The following is a 17,467-nucleotide window of genomic DNA, read 5'->3' on the forward strand; positions in this document are numbered from 1 at the left end:
AAAATGGAATTGGCTGGAGCCGATTGCAGAATGGATCAGACTTAACTCTACTGCTCTGATGGAAGATGCGATGAAACCGGCGATTCTGGTGGTTGATGACGATACCGCAGTGTGCGAACTGCTACAGGACGTGCTTAACGAGCACGTCTTTACGGTGTTGGTTTGTCATAATGGCCAGGATGCCCTGAGCCTGGCGCAGCAGGAACCCAACATTGCGCTGGTATTGCTGGATATGATGTTGCCGGATATCAACGGCTTGCAGGTGTTATTGCAGCTACAGAAATTGCGCCCGGAGCTGCCCGTTATCATGCTGACGGGGCTTGGCAGTGAGTCCGATGTGGTGGTTGGCCTGGAGATGGGGGCTGACGATTACATCGGTAAGCCGTTTAACCCGCGTGTGGTGGTGGCCCGCGTCAAAGCCGTACTGCGCCGCACTGGCGTGCTGGCAACTGAAGCCGCTGCTCCGCGCGCGCCGGGGATCGCCTTTAACGGCTGGACGCTGGATACCACCCGTTGTGAACTGAGCGATCCGCAGCGCAATACCGTGTCGTTAACGCAGGGTGAGTACGGCCTGTTGCTGGCGCTGACGCAAAACGCCCGCCGGGTACTGAGCCGCGAGCAACTGCTTGAGCTTACCCACAGCGAAAGCGCCGAGGTGTTCGACCGCACTATCGACGTGTTGATTATGCGTCTGCGGCGTAAAATCGAGGCCAACCCGCATCAGCCAGCGCTGATTAAAACCATTCGCGGGCTGGGTTATGTCTTTGCCACCGATGTTTCCCACAACGAAAAAGCCGCTTAACGGTTCTCTTTGATAAACATCTGCAACTCTGCCAGCGTCTTCGCGCCATCAATGGCGTTGGCGGCCAGCAGGCTCGCCCGTGCACAGGCGTGGGCCAGATAAATACTCTCTGCCAGCGGCAGCGATTCATGACAGCCATATAAAAAGCCCGCGCAAAACGCATCGCCTGCGCCCACGCTGCCAATGATCTCTTCTTGTTCCAGCATCCATGACGGGATCCAGCGACCCGCTTCACCCGGGGTTTCACCCCAGGCGCCTTCCGGACAGTGGATCACCACGCGCTGCCTGACGCCAGCCGCCAGTAATTGCGCAGCCGCGTCTGCAATGTGGGCGATATCCGGGGCATCGTTGCTGTCGCGCATCTCCAGACCGCTAAACTCGCCGGCTTCCAGTTCGTTAATGACCAGATAGTCGAGATGGCGCAGGGCAGGGAGCACCAGCGGCTGATAGCGTGGATCGCCCTTACGGGAGACGAGGTCGAGCGAGGTTTCATATCCCTGGTCGCGCATCTGAGCCAGCAGCCGCGCGCTGCGCGTGCCAAATTCATCGTCCGGCATATCCAGGCTGTCGAGCAGCAGCAAATACCCCAGATGGAAGATTTTCATTGTGCCATCAAGCCGGTCGAAAGCGGGGAGATCCAACAGGCGGTTTGCCCCAGGCGAGTGAAAGAAGGTGCGCTGCCCGCTGGGGTCGGTCATCACCTGCGACATCGAGGTTGGGGCAAAGGTGGTGCGCTGTACCCGCTGACGGTTGACGTGATACTGGTCGAGCATCGCCAGAATGTAATCCCCGTCGCCATCTTCGCCAATCAGCCCCACCGCCTGTAGCGGCAGGCCGACATGCATTTTTGCCAGCGTCAACAAAACGTTTAGCGGCGCACCGCCGGTTGAGCGCTCGCTGTGGGTAATTTCCGCCAGCCAGCCGCGCTCCGGCCATTGCACTATCTGGTGAACATGATCCACCAGCATATTACCTGCGGCGATGATCCCTTTACGTTCCATTATGCCCGCCCCGCGCTACCGAAGATGCGCATCTGTTCGGCCACCGTGTCGGTAATGGCCTCTTCTATGCCCAACAGCAGCTCGGCAAATTCATCATACAGTGGCTGTCGATGTGACATCCGGTGTTCCACCGACGCCAGTGCCGCCTGAGACATACCGGTGTAGAAATTGATTTTGTGGATCCCCAGCTCGATGGCGCGGCGGAAGTCGGCATCGCTAATGCCAGAGCCGCCGTGCAATACCAGCGGCAGACCGGTTTGCTGGCGAATGGCATCCAGACGCGGGAAATCGAGTTTGGGCTCGCCTTTGTATTTGCCGTGCGCATTGCCGATCGCGACCGCCAGCGCGTCGATGCCGGTCAAATCGACAAATTCCCGCGCCAGGTGTGGATCGGTAAAGAAGGCTTCATCTGCGTGGCCATATAGCGCGCCACCTTCATCGCCGCCCACGGCACCCAGTTCGGCTTCAACGGAAACCCCCACCGCATGACACATCTTCACCACTTCCCGGGTCTGGCGAATATTTTCTTCGTAGCTCAGGGTGGAGCCATCGAACATCACCGAGCTAAATCCTAAGCGCAGGGCACGCACAATCGCGTCAAAGTGCAGTCCGTGGTCGAGGTTAAGCACCACGGGGATGTCGTGCCGTGCGGCCTCGAATTTGACCGCTTCGACAAGCGAGTCCAGCGACACATATTTAAAATGCACTTCCGCGATGTTGATGATAAAAGGCGACCGTTCCTGCTTTGCCGCGGCAAACAGCGCGCGCAGGAAGTGGGAGTCGAGAACGTTAAATGCACCCAGCGCGTAATGGTGTTCCCTGGCGTGCTCAAGACCGTCGGCAAGAGAAATTAATGGCATCATTCACTCCTTAAATCCGAAACAGGTTGTATTCGTTGCACAGCACCAGCACCGCCGGTTCGTCTTCTTCGATATTGTTGTAGCGGGCGACCGGCTGTAAAAAGTGATTGTCGTGTTCATCGTCATTGACCGACGACACTTCGCCGACCAGCACATCACCAAAACCGCGCTCGCCCCAGAAGCTGTGGTACAGGCAGGGCGTCAGGCAGATGCTCTCCCCTGGTGCCAGACGCAGCTGGCTGCCCGGCGCGTGGGTCTGAAGGCAGCCATCGATGGTCACGGTAACGTCGGTATTTTCGGTTTCTTCATGCACGCCGGCATTCCATAACTCAATAATCAGATTGCCACCGCCGCGATTAATGATGTCCTCGCGTTTACGCCAGTGAAAATGCATGGGAGTGACCTGGCCGTCGCGCACGTGCATGATTTTTTCGGCATAGCATTTTTCATACGGCATACCGTTGGGGGAGCCGTTGCGCAGCGTAAACAGCGTTAACCCCTGGGCGGCAAAATTGTTACCGCCAAACGCGGTGACGTCCCAGCCGAGCTTGAGGTCGAATACTTCACGCCATGCACCCTGATCAAGCTGCTGCCATTGGGTTGGCGGGAAGCTGGCAAAGGGCGGCAGGTGAACATCGTGCATGGAAAAGAACTGCCGCGTATGGCCGAGGATTTCATTGATTTCGGAGCGTTTCATGGGGACTCCTTGAGTTATGTGCAAAACCTTGCCCCTCACCCTAGCCCTCTCCCCATAGGGGAGAGGGAACTTGAACACCCTCTCCCCTATGGGGAGAGGGCAGGGTGAGGGGTTTACTTAACCGTCCATCCCTTATACGAACCGACGTTCTTTTTATCGATCATCGTCACCGGGATCAGCACAGGCTCTTTCGGCGCAGGTTTGCCCTGTAGAATGTCATAGCCGATTTCTACCGCTTTTGCCGCCATCACCTGTGGATCTTGTGCCGGGGTCGCCACAAACAGAGAATTTTCCCGTTTCAGCGCCTCTTCACCATCCGGCGATCCGTCAACGCCAACGATAAAGAACTCACTGCGTTGCGCCTGTTTTGCTGCCAGATCGGCCCCGATCGCGGTTGGATCGTTAATCGCGAACACGCCGTCGATCTTCGGATTGGCGGCCAGCAGAGAGGTCATCACCTCCAGCCCGCCTTCACGGCTGCCTTTGGCGTTCTGGTTGTCCGACAGCACTTTGATATCCGGGTGGCGCTTAAACTCGGTCTGGCAGCCTTCCACACGGTTTTGTACCGCAGAAACCGGTGGTCCGTTGATGATCACCACATTGCCTTTGCCTTTGAGGCGATCGGTAATGTACTTACAGGCCATTTCCCCCGCCTGGGTGTTATCGGAGGTGATCGTTGCATCAGCCCCTTCCGCCGCCACGTCAACCGCCACCACGACGATCCCGGCATCTTTCGCGCGTTTTACCGCCGGCCCGATCCCTTTGGAATCCGCCGCGTTGAGGATGATCATGTCGACTTTTGCGGCGATAAAGTTATCAATCTGCGCCACCTGTTGACCCAGATCGTAACCGCTGGATACCAGCGTCACTTTGACGTTATCACCGGCCAGCTTACGCGCTTCCAGCTCGGCACCTTTGGTGATCTGCACGAAGAACGGGTTGGCCAGATCACCCACCGTTACGCCGATGGATTTCAGGTCTTTCGCCTGCGCAAACGGAGCTGCGGCAAGCAGTGCGCCAGCACAGAGCGCGGTCACTAAGGGCTTCAATCTCATGCTGTATTCCTCACTCGTAGGGTTTTGTTGTTATGCACTTTGATGGTGTCGGGTACGGTATTTGTCGATCAGCACCGCAATGATGATCACCGCCCCTTTGATCACCAGTTGCCAGAAATAGGAGACGCCCATCAGCGTCATGCCGTTGTTAAGCGTCGCGATAATCAATGCGCCCACCAGCGTGCCGGTGATCGTGCCGATCCCGCCGACAAAACTGGTGCCGCCGAGGATCACCGCGGCAATCGCGTCCAGTTCATAGCCCATGCCTAAGTTGCCGTTGGCGCTGTAAAGGCGCGACGCGCTCATCACCCCGCCTAAGCCCGAAAGCAGCCCGCTCATGCCATACACAAACAGCAGTACCAGCCATACCTTGATACCGGTTAAGCGTGCCGCCTGCATGTTGCCGCCCACCGCGTAGATATGAACGCCCAGCGTGGTCCGGCGCAGGATGAACCAGCAAATCGCAATGACGGCCAGCGCGATCACCACCAGCCACGGTACGGGGCCGAGATAGTTATTGCCGATCCACTCAAAGTTGATGTTCGAGTTGATCACCGTTGTACCGTCGGCCAGCAGATAGGCCGCGCCGCGCAGGGCCGTGTAGGTGCCGAGGGTGACGATAAACGGCGGTAGTCCGGCAAAGGCCACCAGCGCACCGTTGAATAATCCCAGCACCATACCCAGCATCAGCGCCGCCGGAATCGACAGCATGGCGAACTCAGGGATCAGCGACACCACCATGGCGACCACCGCCGTGGTGCCCAGAATCGACCCCACGGAGAGGTCAATCCCGCCGGTTAAAATGATGAAGGTCATCCCCGCCGCCAGCACAATGTTGATAGACGCCTGACGGGTGATGTTGAGCAGGTTGCTTTCGGTGAAGAAGTTAGGCGCGATAACGCCAAATACCGCCACAATCAGAATTAATATCGGCAAAATCCCGACCGTTTGCATCAGATCGCTCATCAGCATTTTTTTAGCGGAGGCGGATTTCGCCACCTGTTGCGGATTGGTTGAATTGGTCATGATTACACCGCCTGATGATGAGAGTCGTTCACGCCGGTTGCCAGCGTCATAATGTTTTCCTGGGTGATGTCGTGCCCGTGCAGCTCGCCCGCAATGCTGCCTTCGCGCATCACATAGACCCGGTCACTCATGCCCACTACTTCCGGCAGCTCGCTGGAGATCATTAAAATGGCCACCCCCTTGCGCGCCATCTGGTTCATGATGCGGTAGATTTCGCTTTTAGCGCCCACGTCCACGCCGCGCGTCGGTTCATCCAGAATCAGAATGCGCGGGCCAATCGCCACCCAGCGCGAGATCAGCAGCTTTTGCTGATTCCCGCCGGACAACCCACCCGCCCGCACCTGGGAGTGGGGCACGCGAATATTGAGCAGGGCAATGGCATCATCGGAGATGGACTGGGCTTTTTTACGATTCAACATGCCGAAGGTGGCATCGCGTTCAAGCGTCGCCATGGTGATGTTCTCCTGCGCCGCCAGCTCCAGGAACAGCCCTTGCTCCTTGCGGTTTTCGGTCAGAAAACCGATGCCGTTTTCAATGGCGGCGCGCGGGGAGTGGATCACCACCGGTTCGCCGTCCACTTCGATCATCCCGCCTGTGGCTTTGCGCACACCAAAAATCAGCTGTGCCAGCTCGGAACGCCCGGCACCCACCAACCCGGCCAGGCCGACAATTTCGCCGGAACGGACCTGAACGCTACAGGGCTGCACTTTTTTGCCGTCGGTCAGGTGGTGCACGTTAAGGCGAGGGCTGCCGAGCGGGATATCGCGCTCTTTGTTGAACAGGTCGCTTAACGGGCGCCCTACCATCATCCTGACCAGCTCAGAGGCGTTGAGTTTGTCGCGTGTCAGGCTGCCGACGTACTGCCCGTCACGCAGAACGCTGACGCGGTCGGAGAGTTCATACACTTCCGCCATGCGGTGGCTGATATAGATAATCGCCATCCCTTCATCACGCAGGCGCAAAATCAGCTCAAACAGGCGATGGGTTTCGCGCGAGGAGAGGGCGGCGGTGGGTTCATCCATTACCAGAATACGGCTGTTGCGGTGCAGAGCGCGGGCGATCTCCACCTGCTGCTGTTCGGCGATGGTGAGTCTCATCACCAGGTCAGTCGCTTTGAAGTGTGCACCCAGGCGGTCAATAACGGCCTGAGCCTGGGCGGCCATCTCTTTACGCTGCACCAGCCCGCCGCGCGACAGTTCGCTGCCAAGAAAGATGTTTTCGGCAACGGTCAGGTTGGGAGCAAGCTGCATCTCCTGATAAATCAGGGTAATGCCTGCGGCCAGCGCATCTTTTGGACCTTTGATATGGAACGGCTGGCCGTCGATCAGGATCTCGCCGCTGGTGGCGGTGTAGGCCCCGGCGAGGATCTTCATCAGCGTGCTTTTACCTGCGCCGTTTTCACCCATTAACGCGTGGATCTCACCGGGGAAAACCGTCAAATCCACACCCTTGAGCGCGTGGAAATTGCCAAATGTCTTGGCAATGTTGCGCATCTCTAATACCGGGGTTCTGCTCATGGCGGATCTCCTGCAAATGTCGATATCCGCACTTCATCACAGGTTCGTAAATGCAAAATGTCAGAAGCTGTTCATATTTGTCATAGTTATGAATAGCTAATCGCCGTCACATTTTTCTTTTCCCTCTCCCCGTGGGAGAGGGCCAGGGTGAGGGCATCAGACCGCAAAGGAGCCTAAACAGATGCCATCACGCCGTCCCCCGTTCTTCGCCAGTGCCCGCGGACGCCTGCTGATTTTTAATCTGCTGGTGGTCGCGGTGACGTTAATGGTCAGCGGCGTGGCGGTGCTTGGCTTTCGCCATGCCAGCCAGATCCAGGAGCAGGTGCAGCAGCAAACGCTGGATGACATGACCGGCAGCATGAACCTTGCGCGCGATACGGCGAATGTGGCCACGGCGGCAGTGCGGCTCTCTCAGGTGGTGGGGGCGCTGGAATACAAAGGTGAAGCCGACAGGCTGAAGCAAACGCAAATGGCACTGCGTCATTCGCTGGAGCAACTTGCCGATGCGCCACTGGCCCAGCAGGAGCCGGCGCTGGTGGCGCGAATTATTCGCAGGAGCAATGAATTACAGCAGAGCGTGACGGGGATGCTGGAGCGCGGGCAGCGCCGGCATCTGGAGCGTAATGCGCTGCTCAGCTCGCTCTACCAGAGCCAAAGCTACCTGCGCCATTTGCAGGACATTAACCGCCGCTTCGGCAGCAATGTGCCGGATGCGCAGCAGCTTATGGAAATGGACCGGCTTATCATCGCCGCCATCGAAACGCCTTCGCCGCGCGCCACGGTTCAACAGCTGGATGCGGTAACGGCAACCTTACCCCGCAGTGCCGCACAGCCGGTGGTGAACATGGTACTGCCCGACTTTGTCAACGAACTGCGCAAGCTCGGCCCGTTGTCTAACCAGCTGGAAGAGAGCGATTTGTCTATCAGTTGGTATATGTTTCACATCAAGGCGCTGGTGGCTATTTTAAACAGCGACATCAATCAGTACGTTGAGCAGGTCGCGCAAGCCTCCACCCTGCGTACCGCCCAGAGCCATCAGGAGTTGCGCTCCATCAGCGTTTTTATCAGCGTGTTTGCTCTGCTGGCGCTGATTATCACCGGCTGCGCCTGCTGGTATATCTACCGCAATCTTGGCACTAACCTGACGGCGATTTCCAGAGCGATGTCGCGCCTTGCCCACGGGGAGCAGGATGTCTCTGTTCCCGCACTGCAACGGCGCGATGAGCTGGGGGAGCTGGCGCGCGCGTTTAACGTTTTTGCCCGCAACATGGCGTCGCTTGAGCACACCACCCGGCTGCTGAAACAAAAAACCTCGCAGATGGAGATAGACCGCATAGAGCGTCAGGGGCTGGAGGAGGCGCTGCTGCACAGCCAGAAGATGAAGGCCGTCGGGCAACTGACGGGCGGGCTGGCGCATGACTTTAACAACCTGCTGGCGGTGATTATCGGCAGCCTGGAATTAACCGATCCCGCCTCGCCGGATGCGTTGCGTATCAACCGGGCGCTCAAGGCGGCCGAACGCGGGGCATTGCTGACTCAGCGTCTGCTGGCGTTCTCCCGCAAACAGTCCCTGAATCCCCACGCGGTTGAGATGAAACCGCTGCTGGAAAACCTCGGCGAACTGATGTGTCACTCGCTGCCCGCCACCATCACGCTGGATATCGAAGCGCAGTCCCCGGCCTGGCCGGCGTGGATTGACGTCAGCCAGCTGGAAAACGCCATTATCAACCTGGTGATGAACGCCCGTGATGCCATGGAAGGGCAATCTGGGGTGATTAAGGTTCGCACCTGGAACCAGCGCGTCACCCGCAGCGACGGACGCAGGCAGGACATGGTAGCGCTGGAGGTCATCGATCATGGCAGCGGGATGTCGCAGGAGGTGAAATCCCAGGTCTTCGAGCCGTTTTTCACCACTAAACAGACCGGCAGCGGCAGTGGGTTGGGGTTGTCGATGGTTTACGGATTTGTGCGCCAGTCCGGGGGGCGCGTGGAGATAGAAAGCGCGCCGGGGCAGGGAACCACGGTGCGGCTACAGTTGCCGCGTTCAACGCTTGCGCCCGTTCCCCGGGATGAGACGCTGGCGGCTGCCACCGCAGCAGACAGCGATCGGCTGGTGCTGGTGCTGGAAGATGAGAGTGATGTTCGCCAGACCCTGTGCGAGCAGCTTCACCAGCTAGGTTACCTGACGCTTGAAGCCGAAAGCGGTGAGCAGGCGCTGGACATGCTGAATGCTTCGCCGGATATTGGCATGTTTATCAGTGATTTAATGTTGCCAGGCGGCTTAAGTGGCGCAGAGGTGATTAACCAGGTGCGAACCCAGTTCCCGCAGCTACCGGTGCTGCTGATGAGCGGCCAGGATCTCCGTCCGGCGCATAACCCGCAGCTGCCGGACGTGGCGTTACTACGTAAACCTTTTACCCGTGTACAGCTGGCACAGGCGTTACGTAAGGTGACGGCATAAACTGGCTGCGTGCGAGAGCGGCGGCCCCTTGTGCCCCGTTAAATGCGGACGATGAAGCAGTAATAAACCGCATGGCTTCATAAGGCAGAGGACGACGCAGAAGACGCTTAATGCTGCTTATCAACGCCTCGCGTGGAAAATCGGCCATATCCATCACTCCACCGCCGAGGATCACCGCATCCGGGTCGAACAGGTTCACGCTGGTGGCAATGGCGCGTGCTGCATGGTCGAGCAGCTGCTGAACAAAAGGTTCATCGCGAGCGGCGGTAAAGATATCGCCAATGGCGTACTCACGCGGCTCTTGCTCATACCACTGTTTCAGGGCAATACCCGAACAGACGGTTTCCAGACACCCGGCGTTACCGCAGCCGCACTGGCGCGACATATCACCCTGCGGAATATGGCCGAGTTCACCCGCCACGCCGTGCGCACCCGTCCAGGGGGCGCCATTAAGCCACACGGCAAACCCCATTCCCGTCCCGAGATAAGCCGCCAGAACCTGTTGCTGCTGTAAGTTGTGTTGTACCACGTCATACGAGAGTTGCAGGTTAACGTCGCGGGAAAACTCCACCGGACAGCCCAGGGCCGCTTCCAGTTTCCCGGCCAGGTCGAGCAACGCATTTGCCTGAAGTGGTAAGTTTGGCGTTGAGATAATGGTGCGTTTGTCTTTGCCAACCAGTGCCGGGAACCCCATCACCAGGCCCCGGCAGCAAACCTGACAGTGCCGAAGCTGCGTATGAATCAACTCTGCCACGCCATTCACCACACCTGTGCGAATGACATCGGCCGTGCGCTGTTTTTCGCAGTGCAGCACGGTGCCATCGCCTGCCAGCAGGCAAAATCGGATATGGGTTGCCCCCATATCCACTCCGGCTACGACATCAGGCTGATTTTGCATGAGGAACGACCTCGTTTCTTGCCGACAGGATCTGCCCGGCCATCAGCTGCCATGCATCGCCGATATTCTCAGCGTGGTTAAACAGACCCGAAGTGCCGACGATAAACACATCTGCGCCTGCGGCCATCAGTTTGTGATAGGTGCCCTGGTTACAGGAGCCGTCGATCTCTATTTCGTAGCTCAGCCCTTCGCGCTCGCGCCAGGCCTTCAGCTCGGCGATTTTGTCCAGCATTTCCGGGATAAATGGCTGTCCGGCAAAGCCTGGATCTACGGTCATCACGGTAATTTTGTCCGCCTTATGAATATAGTATTTCATTGCCTCAACCGGGGTTTCCGGGTTGAGGATCAGGCCCACTTTCATGCCGTGACGGCGGATTTCGTCAATCAGACGAAACGCCTGGCCGTTGATGGTTTCCGGGTGCAGGGTGATGAAATCGGCCCCGGCTTGTGCCAGCTGGCTGATGTAATCCTGCGGGCGGGTCACCATCAGGTGACAATCCAGCGGTTTGGTGGCGAGCTTCTTCACCTGGCTGACAAAAAACGGTGACAGCGTCAGGTTAGGCACAAAATGGCCATCCATGATGTCGATATGGAAGTAGTCCGCGTGCTGGTCAATGAATTCGATCTGTTCTTTGAATTTCAGCAGATCCATACACATCAGGGAGGGTGAAATTTTCATAGTGAATTCCTTACTTACTGATCAGTCTATCGAGGGCGACAGCGGCGATAATCAACCCGCCCATCACCACCAGCTGGTAATAGGTTTGTACTTGTAAGATGTTGAGTCCGTTATTGATGGTGCCGATGATAAGACCGCCAATCACGACCGAGAAAATGCGACCCTTGCCACCGAAGAAGCTGGTGCCGCCGATAATGGCGCTGGCAATGGCATAGGTTTCAAAACCCATCCCGGCCAACGGTTCAGCAGCGCCCAGGCGCGCGGTTGAGACTACGCCCGCAAGCCCGGCACACACGCCGGAGATAATGAACACCACCAGAATGTGAAACTTCACATCGATACCGGAGTAAAACGCTGAATTCTTATTACCGCCCAGGGCGTAGATGTTGCGTCCGAGCCGCATTCGGGTGGTGAGAAACCACAGGATCACCGCCACAATCAGCGAGAAGATAACCGGCACCGGGATACCTAACACGCTGGCGGCAAAGAAGTTCACGAAGTCGAACGAGAAGCCGTACACCGAGTTAGCATCGGAAATCACTAGCGTAATGCCACGGAAAATGGCGTTAGTGCCGAGGGTGATAATGAACGGATGTAGTCCGGTCCAGTTCACCAGACAGCCGTTAATCGCCCCCAGCGCACCGCCGACCAGCACGCCGCCAATCAGTGCCGCGAGGAATGGGTCGACGCCAGCCAGCATTAGCTTGGCGGTCACCATGCCGGACAGCGCCAGAATGGCACCCACGGACAGGTCGATGCCCGCGACCAGGATGGCAAAAAACTCACCCATCCCAATCAGCACCGTCACCGAACTCTGGACAAAAATCTGGGTGATGTTGTTGGTGGTCAGGAAATATTCCGTCGACAGCGTGCCAAAGATGGCCACGATAATCGCGAGGATGAAAAAGGTGCCGTATTTGTCCCAGAACAACGCGAAGTTGAACGGCTTTTTCTCGGCCATATCGCTTTTCACTCTTGTGGTAATGCCCATGCCATGATCTCCTCTTCGCTGATGTTGTCGCGATTGGTCAGGATTTGCGTGAGTCGCCCTTCGCAGAACACGGCGATGCGGTCGCAGACGGCGATAATTTCAGGTAATTCAGATGACACCATCAGGATGACCTTGCCTTCGTCGGCCAGCCCGCGCATCACCTTGTAGATTTCGGCTTTTGCGCCGACGTCGATGCCGCGGGTGGGTTCGTCAAAAATAATGACGTCCGGGTTGCAGCACAGCCATTTGGAAATCAGTACCTTTTGCTGGTTACCGCCGGAGAGCTCGGTAATGTTTTGCTCAACGTTATGGCATTTCAGCGCCAGCAGCTGCCGCTGTGCTTCGGCAGTTTTACGCTCCTCGCTTTCGCGAAATAGCCCCATTGCCCCTTTGTAGCCCCCGTTCTTCAGGCTATGGCTGATGGCCATGTTCTGGGCGATAGAGAAGTTGGGGAAAAAGCCGTTATCCCGGCGGCTCTCGGTGATGTAAGCCATCCCTTTTTTCAGTGCGTCCAGCGGCGAGCGTGGGGAGATGGTTTTGCCATTAAGGCGGATTTCACCGCTTGCACGTTTATCCACACCGAACAGGCAGTTCATCAACTCGGTACGCCCAGAGCCGACCAGCCCGGCAAAGCCGAGGATTTCACCGCGATTCACGCTGAACGAAATATCGCGCACTTTTTTCTTGTCGCGACTGGTGACGTTTTTCACCTCAAAGACCGTGTCGCGCTCGACGTTGCCGGTGCTTTCTTTCATGGCGTTAAAGCGGTTTTGCAGCTCGCGGCCCACCATCAGGCGCACGATATCGTCGTTGGAGACGTCGCTTACCATGCCACTGCACACGCTGCTGCCGTCTTTCATGACCGTGTAGCGGTCGCAAATGCGGCGAATTTCCGCCAGCTTATGTGAGATATAGACAATGGCCGTGCCTTCTTTGCGCAGTTGATTCATGATCAGGAACAGATAATCGACTTCTTTATTGGTTAACGAAGAGGTCGGTTCATCCATAATGATCACTTTGGCATCGAGCATTAAGGTTTTGGCAATTTCCAGCATCTGTTTGTGGCTGATGGATAAATTCGCCACTTTCTCATCTAAATCCACTTTTAGCCCGATGCGTAATAACATCATCGCGCCACGAATACGCATTTCTTTCCAGTCGATAAGATTGATGCCACAGACTTTTTTCGTCAGATGACGGCCGATATATAAATTCTCCAGCACGGTTAATTCATCAATGACGCTGAGTTCCTGATAAATAATGCCGATGCCCAGTTGTGCAGCCAGTTTATGATCGAGTTTGTCGTAATGGGTTTCATTAATAGTAATCGTGCCTTTGGTCGGTTCATGTATTCCCGACAATACTTTCATTAAGGTTGATTTACCGGCACCATTCTCCCCTAATAACGCGTGGATCTCGTGGGGATATATAGTTAAATCAACCGATTTTAATGCGTGAACCGGACCAAAGGATTTGCCGATCCCCGCCATGGATATATATGGCGTGACCATGTTTACTTCCTTCTCTGTTCACCCTCTCCCCGTGGGAGAGGGCTGGGGTGAGGGCTTTATTATTTCGTCACCAGAATTGAATCCACCAGCTTGAATTCAGGCGCTTTTTCCAGCGGGATCACCTTCCCGGTCTTTGCGGCATCGACCATCAGCTTCAGACCGGTTGCCCCAATATCCGCCGGGTTTTGCGCCACGGTGGCGGTCATCTGTCCGGCATCCACCATTTTGCGGGCTTCCGGGATACCGTCTGTGCCAACGACCAGCACCTGACCTGTTTTACCGGCATTCGCCACGGCCTGTGCCACGCCCATGGCCATGGTATCGTTTGCGCAGTAGAACGCTTTCAGATTCGGGTTTCGTTGCAGAACGTTTGTCGCTACATCCAGGGCTTTAATGCGATCCCAGTCGGCAGGCTGGCTGGCAACCAGCTTGATTTGGCTTGCTTTTTTGAAGGCTTCCGTCGCGCCGTTGCGGCGTGCTTCGCCTGATGCGTTACCGGCTTTCCCTTCAATAATAGCGACTTCTCCCCCCTGCGCACCGAGCTTATCGATAATAAAGCCGGCGCCTTTTGCGCCTACGGCCACGTTATCTGTGGTGACGAAACCTTCGACGTTACCACCGGCTTTTTTCAGGTTATCCATATCTATTTTTTCATCGAGGTTCACCAGATAAATACCCTTTTGCCAGGCGCGGGCCACGGGCATCACCAGATTCACGGACGAGAGAGGGGCAAAGGCAATGCCTTTATAATTTTTATTACTCAGGTCTTCAAAAAGCTGCAACTGAGACTGGAAATCACCTTCAGAAGGGGAGGCAAAAATATCGACACTGACGCCAAGGGTTTTGGCTTCATCTTCAATCCCTTTCTTCATATCCACCCAGAATGGATTGGAGAGTGTTTTTAACACCACCGCGTAATCGGCGGCAGCAAACGCGCTGGTGGATAACATTAAGCCCATAGCGGCGCCGCTGAAATATTTCAGATATTTATTCATAGCAGTGTTCTCAATGTAGGGTCTATTTTTGTTGATCCCGTTTTTAAACGGGATCAACATTTTTATTTACTTCAGCGCACCCGGGGAAAAGAAATCCACAATTGCGCCCGTTTTTTGCATGTTTAGTGTGGCCTGTTCAATATTCTGTTGTGCTACGGAAACAAATAACGCATCTAATAATGTGAGTTGTAATATACGCGCGGAGGCGTTTCGCCCTAATAAAGGCGTCTCTGGTGCTGGCGAACAAATAATATAATCGGCAAGTTTCGCAATCGGTGAATGGTAGCTATGGGTAATACAAATAATTTTTGCCCCATTTTTTTTCGCTAACTCGACTGCGGCTTTCACATCGCTGGTACGCCCGGAGTGGGAGACAACCAGTACCACGTCACCTTCTTTCAGCAGCGATGCGGACATCATCATGATGTGCGCGTCCTGGTAGGACTGACAGCGCACGCCGATGCGTAAAAACTTGTGCTGGATGTCGGCACAAATGGCGTTGGAGCCGCCGACGCCGTACAGATCGCGCTGGTTTGCCTGAGCAAAGAAACGCGCCGCGCGGTGAATTTCATCCACGTTAACAATCGACTGGCCTTCCATAATGGTGCGCAGCGTAATGTTAAACACTTTATTGACCACATCCTGTGGCGCTTCATCGAAAGCGAGCTCGGCAGGCAGCACCTGTTCGGATTGCGAAAAGTAGTCGATCAGCGCCGCGCGCAGGTTGCGAAAACCGCTAAAGCCCAGCAGCTTTGCCACTTTCACAATCATGGCTTCAGATACCAACAGCGTTTCGGCCACATCTTTGATAGCCGATGCACCGCTCATATTGCCTGGCTGAAGCAGCCAGTCGACGATACGGCTTTCGTTATCCGTCATTCCTTCCTGCTTCATACGCAGGTAAGGCGCAAGGCCGATGCCATTGGGTAACTCTTTTTCAAATTCTGACTGGCTCATCGCTCTCTTTTGTCCTTAAAAATGAAGACGACACTATATCACCACATCCGCGCGGGGAAATATGCTGATTACTTCACAATAATTATAAATTCATAAAGTTTTATTGTTTGTGAAGTTCCTGCGTAATGCTGTTTTATTAATTCGTTTAAAATCATATTGTTGTATTGTTTTTCTTTCAATCGCTTTACACAAGAGAAGGCGAGAGGATTCAGATTCGCTATTGAAATGTGAAAATCAGGGGTGTAGAACACGGACAGAACTCGATGGTTTTGGGGTTTTCTTGCACAACAAACCGGTCTAAATCACAAAACTCATCGAGTTCGTAAAGTTAACCCATAGCGAGGCATATCATGAGAAGGATTGCATTTGGCTGCGATCACGTTGGTTTTATCCTGAAAGAAGAGATCATGGCCCACCTGAACGCCCGTGGTGTTGAGGTGGTGGATAAGGGGACGTGGTCACAAGAGCGAACGGATTACCCACATTATGCCAGCGCTGTTGCCCAGGCTATTATCAATGGGGAGGCTGAAAGCGGTATTTTGATCTGCGGGACTGGCGTTGGGATCTCTATCACTGCCAATAAATTTCCCGGCATTCGTGCGGTGGTCTGTAGCGAGCCGTATTCCGCACAGCTTTCCCGCCAGCATAACAACACCAACGTGCTGGCATTTGGCTCGCGCGTGGTTGGGCTGGAGCTGGCAAAAATGATTGTCGATGCCTGGCTTGATGCAGAGTTTGAAGGCGGGCGGCATCAGACCCGGGTAGAGGCGATTGCGGCGATTGAACGCGAGAAGAATTGAGATTCCTCCGCTACCTCCTGCTCCTGCCGTTCAATACAGTAAAGCCAGCCCCCCTGCGAGACTGGCTTTATGAAACGTTACTCTACTGCTCTGTTATTGAGTTTGCTGTCCCTGACCAGCCCGCTGGCTCACGCCGATATCGTTGATGATGCCATTGGCAACATTCAAAAGGCGATTAATGACGCCTATAACCCCAGCAGCAGTAGCAGCGATCGCAGCAGTGATGACGACGATCGTTATGACACCCGTCGTTCCACGGATAGCCGTCAGTATGACGACCGTCGCAGGCTGCTTGAGGATCAGCGTCGCCGTCTGGATGAACGTCAGCGCCAGCTTGATGACGACAGACGTCGCCTGGAAGATGATGAGCGGCGATTAGAAGAAGATTACGATCGTTGATTGGGTGCGGTCTGGTGCCCTCACCCCGGCCCTCTCCCACAGGGAGAGGGAGAAAGCCTTAATCCAGCACCAATACCATTCCGTCATACCCTGCCTCAACCCCGTCCGGCAGGGGGTTATCCATCATCCATACGTCGAACTGGTGGCTGATGTGCGTCAGTATCACCTGTGGACAACCAATCACCTCATTCAGGGCGATCACTGTGTTTAAATCACTGTGATTACGTGGCGTCTCTTCACGCGGCGCGTGGCTACAGTCGATGATGATGACCTGCGGCTGGTTGTTGAGCAGAAACTTCACCGTTTTATCCGGCAACCCGGCGGTATCCGACAGCCACGCCACGCGGCTGTGCGCGCTTTCCAGCAGATAGCCGAAGGTCAGTTTTGAGTGATTGAGCGGCAGCGGGGTGACCCGCAATCCCTGAAGTTCAAACACCACGAACGGCGCAACGGTGCGGCTAAAATCGAGCAGCCCAGGGTGTTTGAAAAGATCGTCGCATCCTTCTTCATCCGGCGGGCCATACACCGGAATGGTGGCTCCCACCCCCCAGCGCAGCGGGAACAAGCCCTGGACGTGATCCATATGATAGTGAGTGAGTAAAAACTGCTGGAAGCTGCCAGCTGGCCAGTCGTCCATCAGGTGCGGGATCCCCGCATCCAGCAGCGTTACCGCGTCATTGAATTTGACCACCGCGCTACAGGGGCGGCGGCGGTGTTCATCCTGCAAACGCGCCCGGCGACAGGCCGCGCAGTCACAACCAAACACCGGCACCAGCTGTGCCCCACCTGTACCCGTCAGCGTGATTGTCAGACTCATA

Annotated in this window: 17 protein-coding genes; 4 read left to right on the forward strand and 13 right to left on the reverse strand. The window is 55.7% G+C overall.

All coding sequences use genetic code 11. The annotated features are described in order from the left end of the window. Positions 1-70 precede the first annotated feature (70 nt). The gene (locus tag M987_RS07500) at positions 71-802 is read left to right on the forward strand and encodes a response regulator (RefSeq protein WP_014068544.1); all 732 of its coding nucleotides are present in this window, start codon (positions 71-73) and stop codon (positions 800-802) included. On the opposite strand, the gene M987_RS07505 is transcribed toward M987_RS07500, so the two are convergent. The 6 genes from M987_RS07505 to M987_RS07530 form a co-directional block, all read right to left on the reverse strand. Next, the gene (locus tag M987_RS07505; protein ID WP_088201845.1) at positions 799-1,806 is read right to left on the reverse strand and encodes a carbohydrate kinase family protein; all 1,008 of its coding nucleotides are present in this window, start codon (positions 1,804-1,806) and stop codon (positions 799-801) included. The two genes, M987_RS07500 and M987_RS07505, sit on opposite strands and share 4 nt — an antisense overlap. After that, positions 1,803-2,663, reverse strand: coding sequence for a ketose 1,6-bisphosphate aldolase (locus M987_RS07510; protein ID WP_014068546.1), 861 nt, complete (start codon positions 2,661-2,663; stop codon positions 1,803-1,805). The genes M987_RS07505 and M987_RS07510 overlap by 4 nt, the downstream gene beginning before the upstream one ends. Before the next feature lie 10 nt (positions 2,664-2,673). Continuing rightward, positions 2,674-3,360: a D-lyxose/D-mannose isomerase gene (locus M987_RS07515; RefSeq protein ID WP_014068547.1), complete on the reverse strand. Its 687-nt coding sequence runs from the start codon at positions 3,358-3,360 to the stop codon at positions 2,674-2,676. Positions 3,361-3,473: 113 nt separating this feature from the next. Then, positions 3,474-4,415 carry an ABC transporter substrate-binding protein gene (locus M987_RS07520; RefSeq protein WP_014068548.1) on the reverse strand — a complete coding sequence of 314 codons (942 nt, stop codon included), beginning with the start codon at positions 4,413-4,415 and terminating at the stop codon, positions 3,474-3,476. Positions 4,416-4,445: 30 nt separating this feature from the next. Continuing rightward, complete coding sequence (locus tag M987_RS07525) at positions 4,446-5,441, reverse strand: ABC transporter permease subunit (protein ID WP_014068549.1); 996 nt, start codon at positions 5,439-5,441, stop codon at positions 4,446-4,448. Positions 5,442-5,443: 2 nt separating this feature from the next. Next, positions 5,444-6,958: a sugar ABC transporter ATP-binding protein gene (locus tag M987_RS07530; protein ID WP_014068550.1), complete on the reverse strand. Its 1,515-nt coding sequence runs from the start codon at positions 6,956-6,958 to the stop codon at positions 5,444-5,446. A gap of 181 nt (positions 6,959-7,139) precedes the next feature. Between M987_RS07530 and M987_RS07535 the strand changes: the two genes are divergently transcribed. Beyond that, positions 7,140-9,419, forward strand: a complete 2,280-nt coding sequence (locus M987_RS07535; protein ID WP_014068551.1) for a hybrid sensor histidine kinase/response regulator — start codon at positions 7,140-7,142, stop codon at positions 9,417-9,419. Here M987_RS07535 and alsK read toward each other — a convergent pair. From alsK to M987_RS07565, 6 genes are all read right to left on the reverse strand, one after another. Then, positions 9,373-10,317: an allose kinase gene (gene alsK, locus M987_RS07540; RefSeq protein WP_014068552.1), complete on the reverse strand. Its 945-nt coding sequence runs from the start codon at positions 10,315-10,317 to the stop codon at positions 9,373-9,375. The genes M987_RS07535 and alsK overlap by 47 nt on opposite strands. Next, positions 10,301-10,996, reverse strand: a complete 696-nt coding sequence (gene alsE / locus M987_RS07545) for a D-allulose 6-phosphate 3-epimerase (protein WP_014068553.1) — start codon at positions 10,994-10,996, stop codon at positions 10,301-10,303. Before alsE ends, alsK begins: the two co-directional genes overlap by 17 nt. A gap of 10 nt (positions 10,997-11,006) precedes the next feature. Beyond that, complete coding sequence (gene alsC / locus M987_RS07550) at positions 11,007-11,987, reverse strand: D-allose ABC transporter permease (protein WP_014068554.1); 981 nt, start codon at positions 11,985-11,987, stop codon at positions 11,007-11,009. Beyond that, positions 11,966-13,498: a D-allose ABC transporter ATP-binding protein AlsA gene (gene alsA, locus M987_RS07555; RefSeq protein WP_014068555.1), complete on the reverse strand. Its 1,533-nt coding sequence runs from the start codon at positions 13,496-13,498 to the stop codon at positions 11,966-11,968. The genes alsC and alsA overlap by 22 nt, the downstream gene beginning before the upstream one ends. A gap of 59 nt (positions 13,499-13,557) precedes the next feature. After that, on the reverse strand, positions 13,558-14,493 hold the full coding sequence (gene alsB / locus M987_RS07560; RefSeq protein WP_014068556.1) for a D-allose transporter substrate-binding protein: 936 nt from the start codon (positions 14,491-14,493) through the stop codon (positions 13,558-13,560). 66 nt (positions 14,494-14,559) lie between these two features. After that, a complete protein-coding gene (locus tag M987_RS07565; protein WP_014068557.1) occupies positions 14,560-15,450 on the reverse strand; it encodes a MurR/RpiR family transcriptional regulator in 891 nt (296 codons plus the stop codon). A 350-nt stretch (positions 15,451-15,800) separates the two neighbouring features. On the opposite strand from M987_RS07565, the gene rpiB reads away from it, so the two are divergent. Then, positions 15,801-16,250 carry a bifunctional allose-6-phosphate isomerase/ribose-5-phosphate isomerase RpiB gene (rpiB, locus tag M987_RS07570; protein ID WP_014068558.1) on the forward strand — a complete coding sequence of 150 codons (450 nt, stop codon included), beginning with the start codon at positions 15,801-15,803 and terminating at the stop codon, positions 16,248-16,250. A 69-nt stretch (positions 16,251-16,319) separates the two neighbouring features. After that, on the forward strand, positions 16,320-16,649 hold the full coding sequence (gene yjdP, locus M987_RS07575; protein WP_014068559.1) for a DDRRRQL repeat protein YjdP: 330 nt from the start codon (positions 16,320-16,322) through the stop codon (positions 16,647-16,649). 58 nt (positions 16,650-16,707) lie between these two features. On the opposite strand, the gene phnP is transcribed toward yjdP, so the two are convergent. Beyond that, entirely contained in the window at positions 16,708-17,466 is a 759-nt protein-coding gene (gene phnP / locus M987_RS07580; protein WP_014068560.1) for a phosphonate metabolism protein PhnP, read from the reverse strand. Between the last annotated feature and the right edge of the window lies 1 nt (position 17,467).

The sequence above is a fragment of the Enterobacter soli ATCC BAA-2102 genome (assembly GCF_001654845.1).
GTDB lineage: Bacteria > Pseudomonadota > Gammaproteobacteria > Enterobacterales > Enterobacteriaceae > Enterobacter > Enterobacter soli.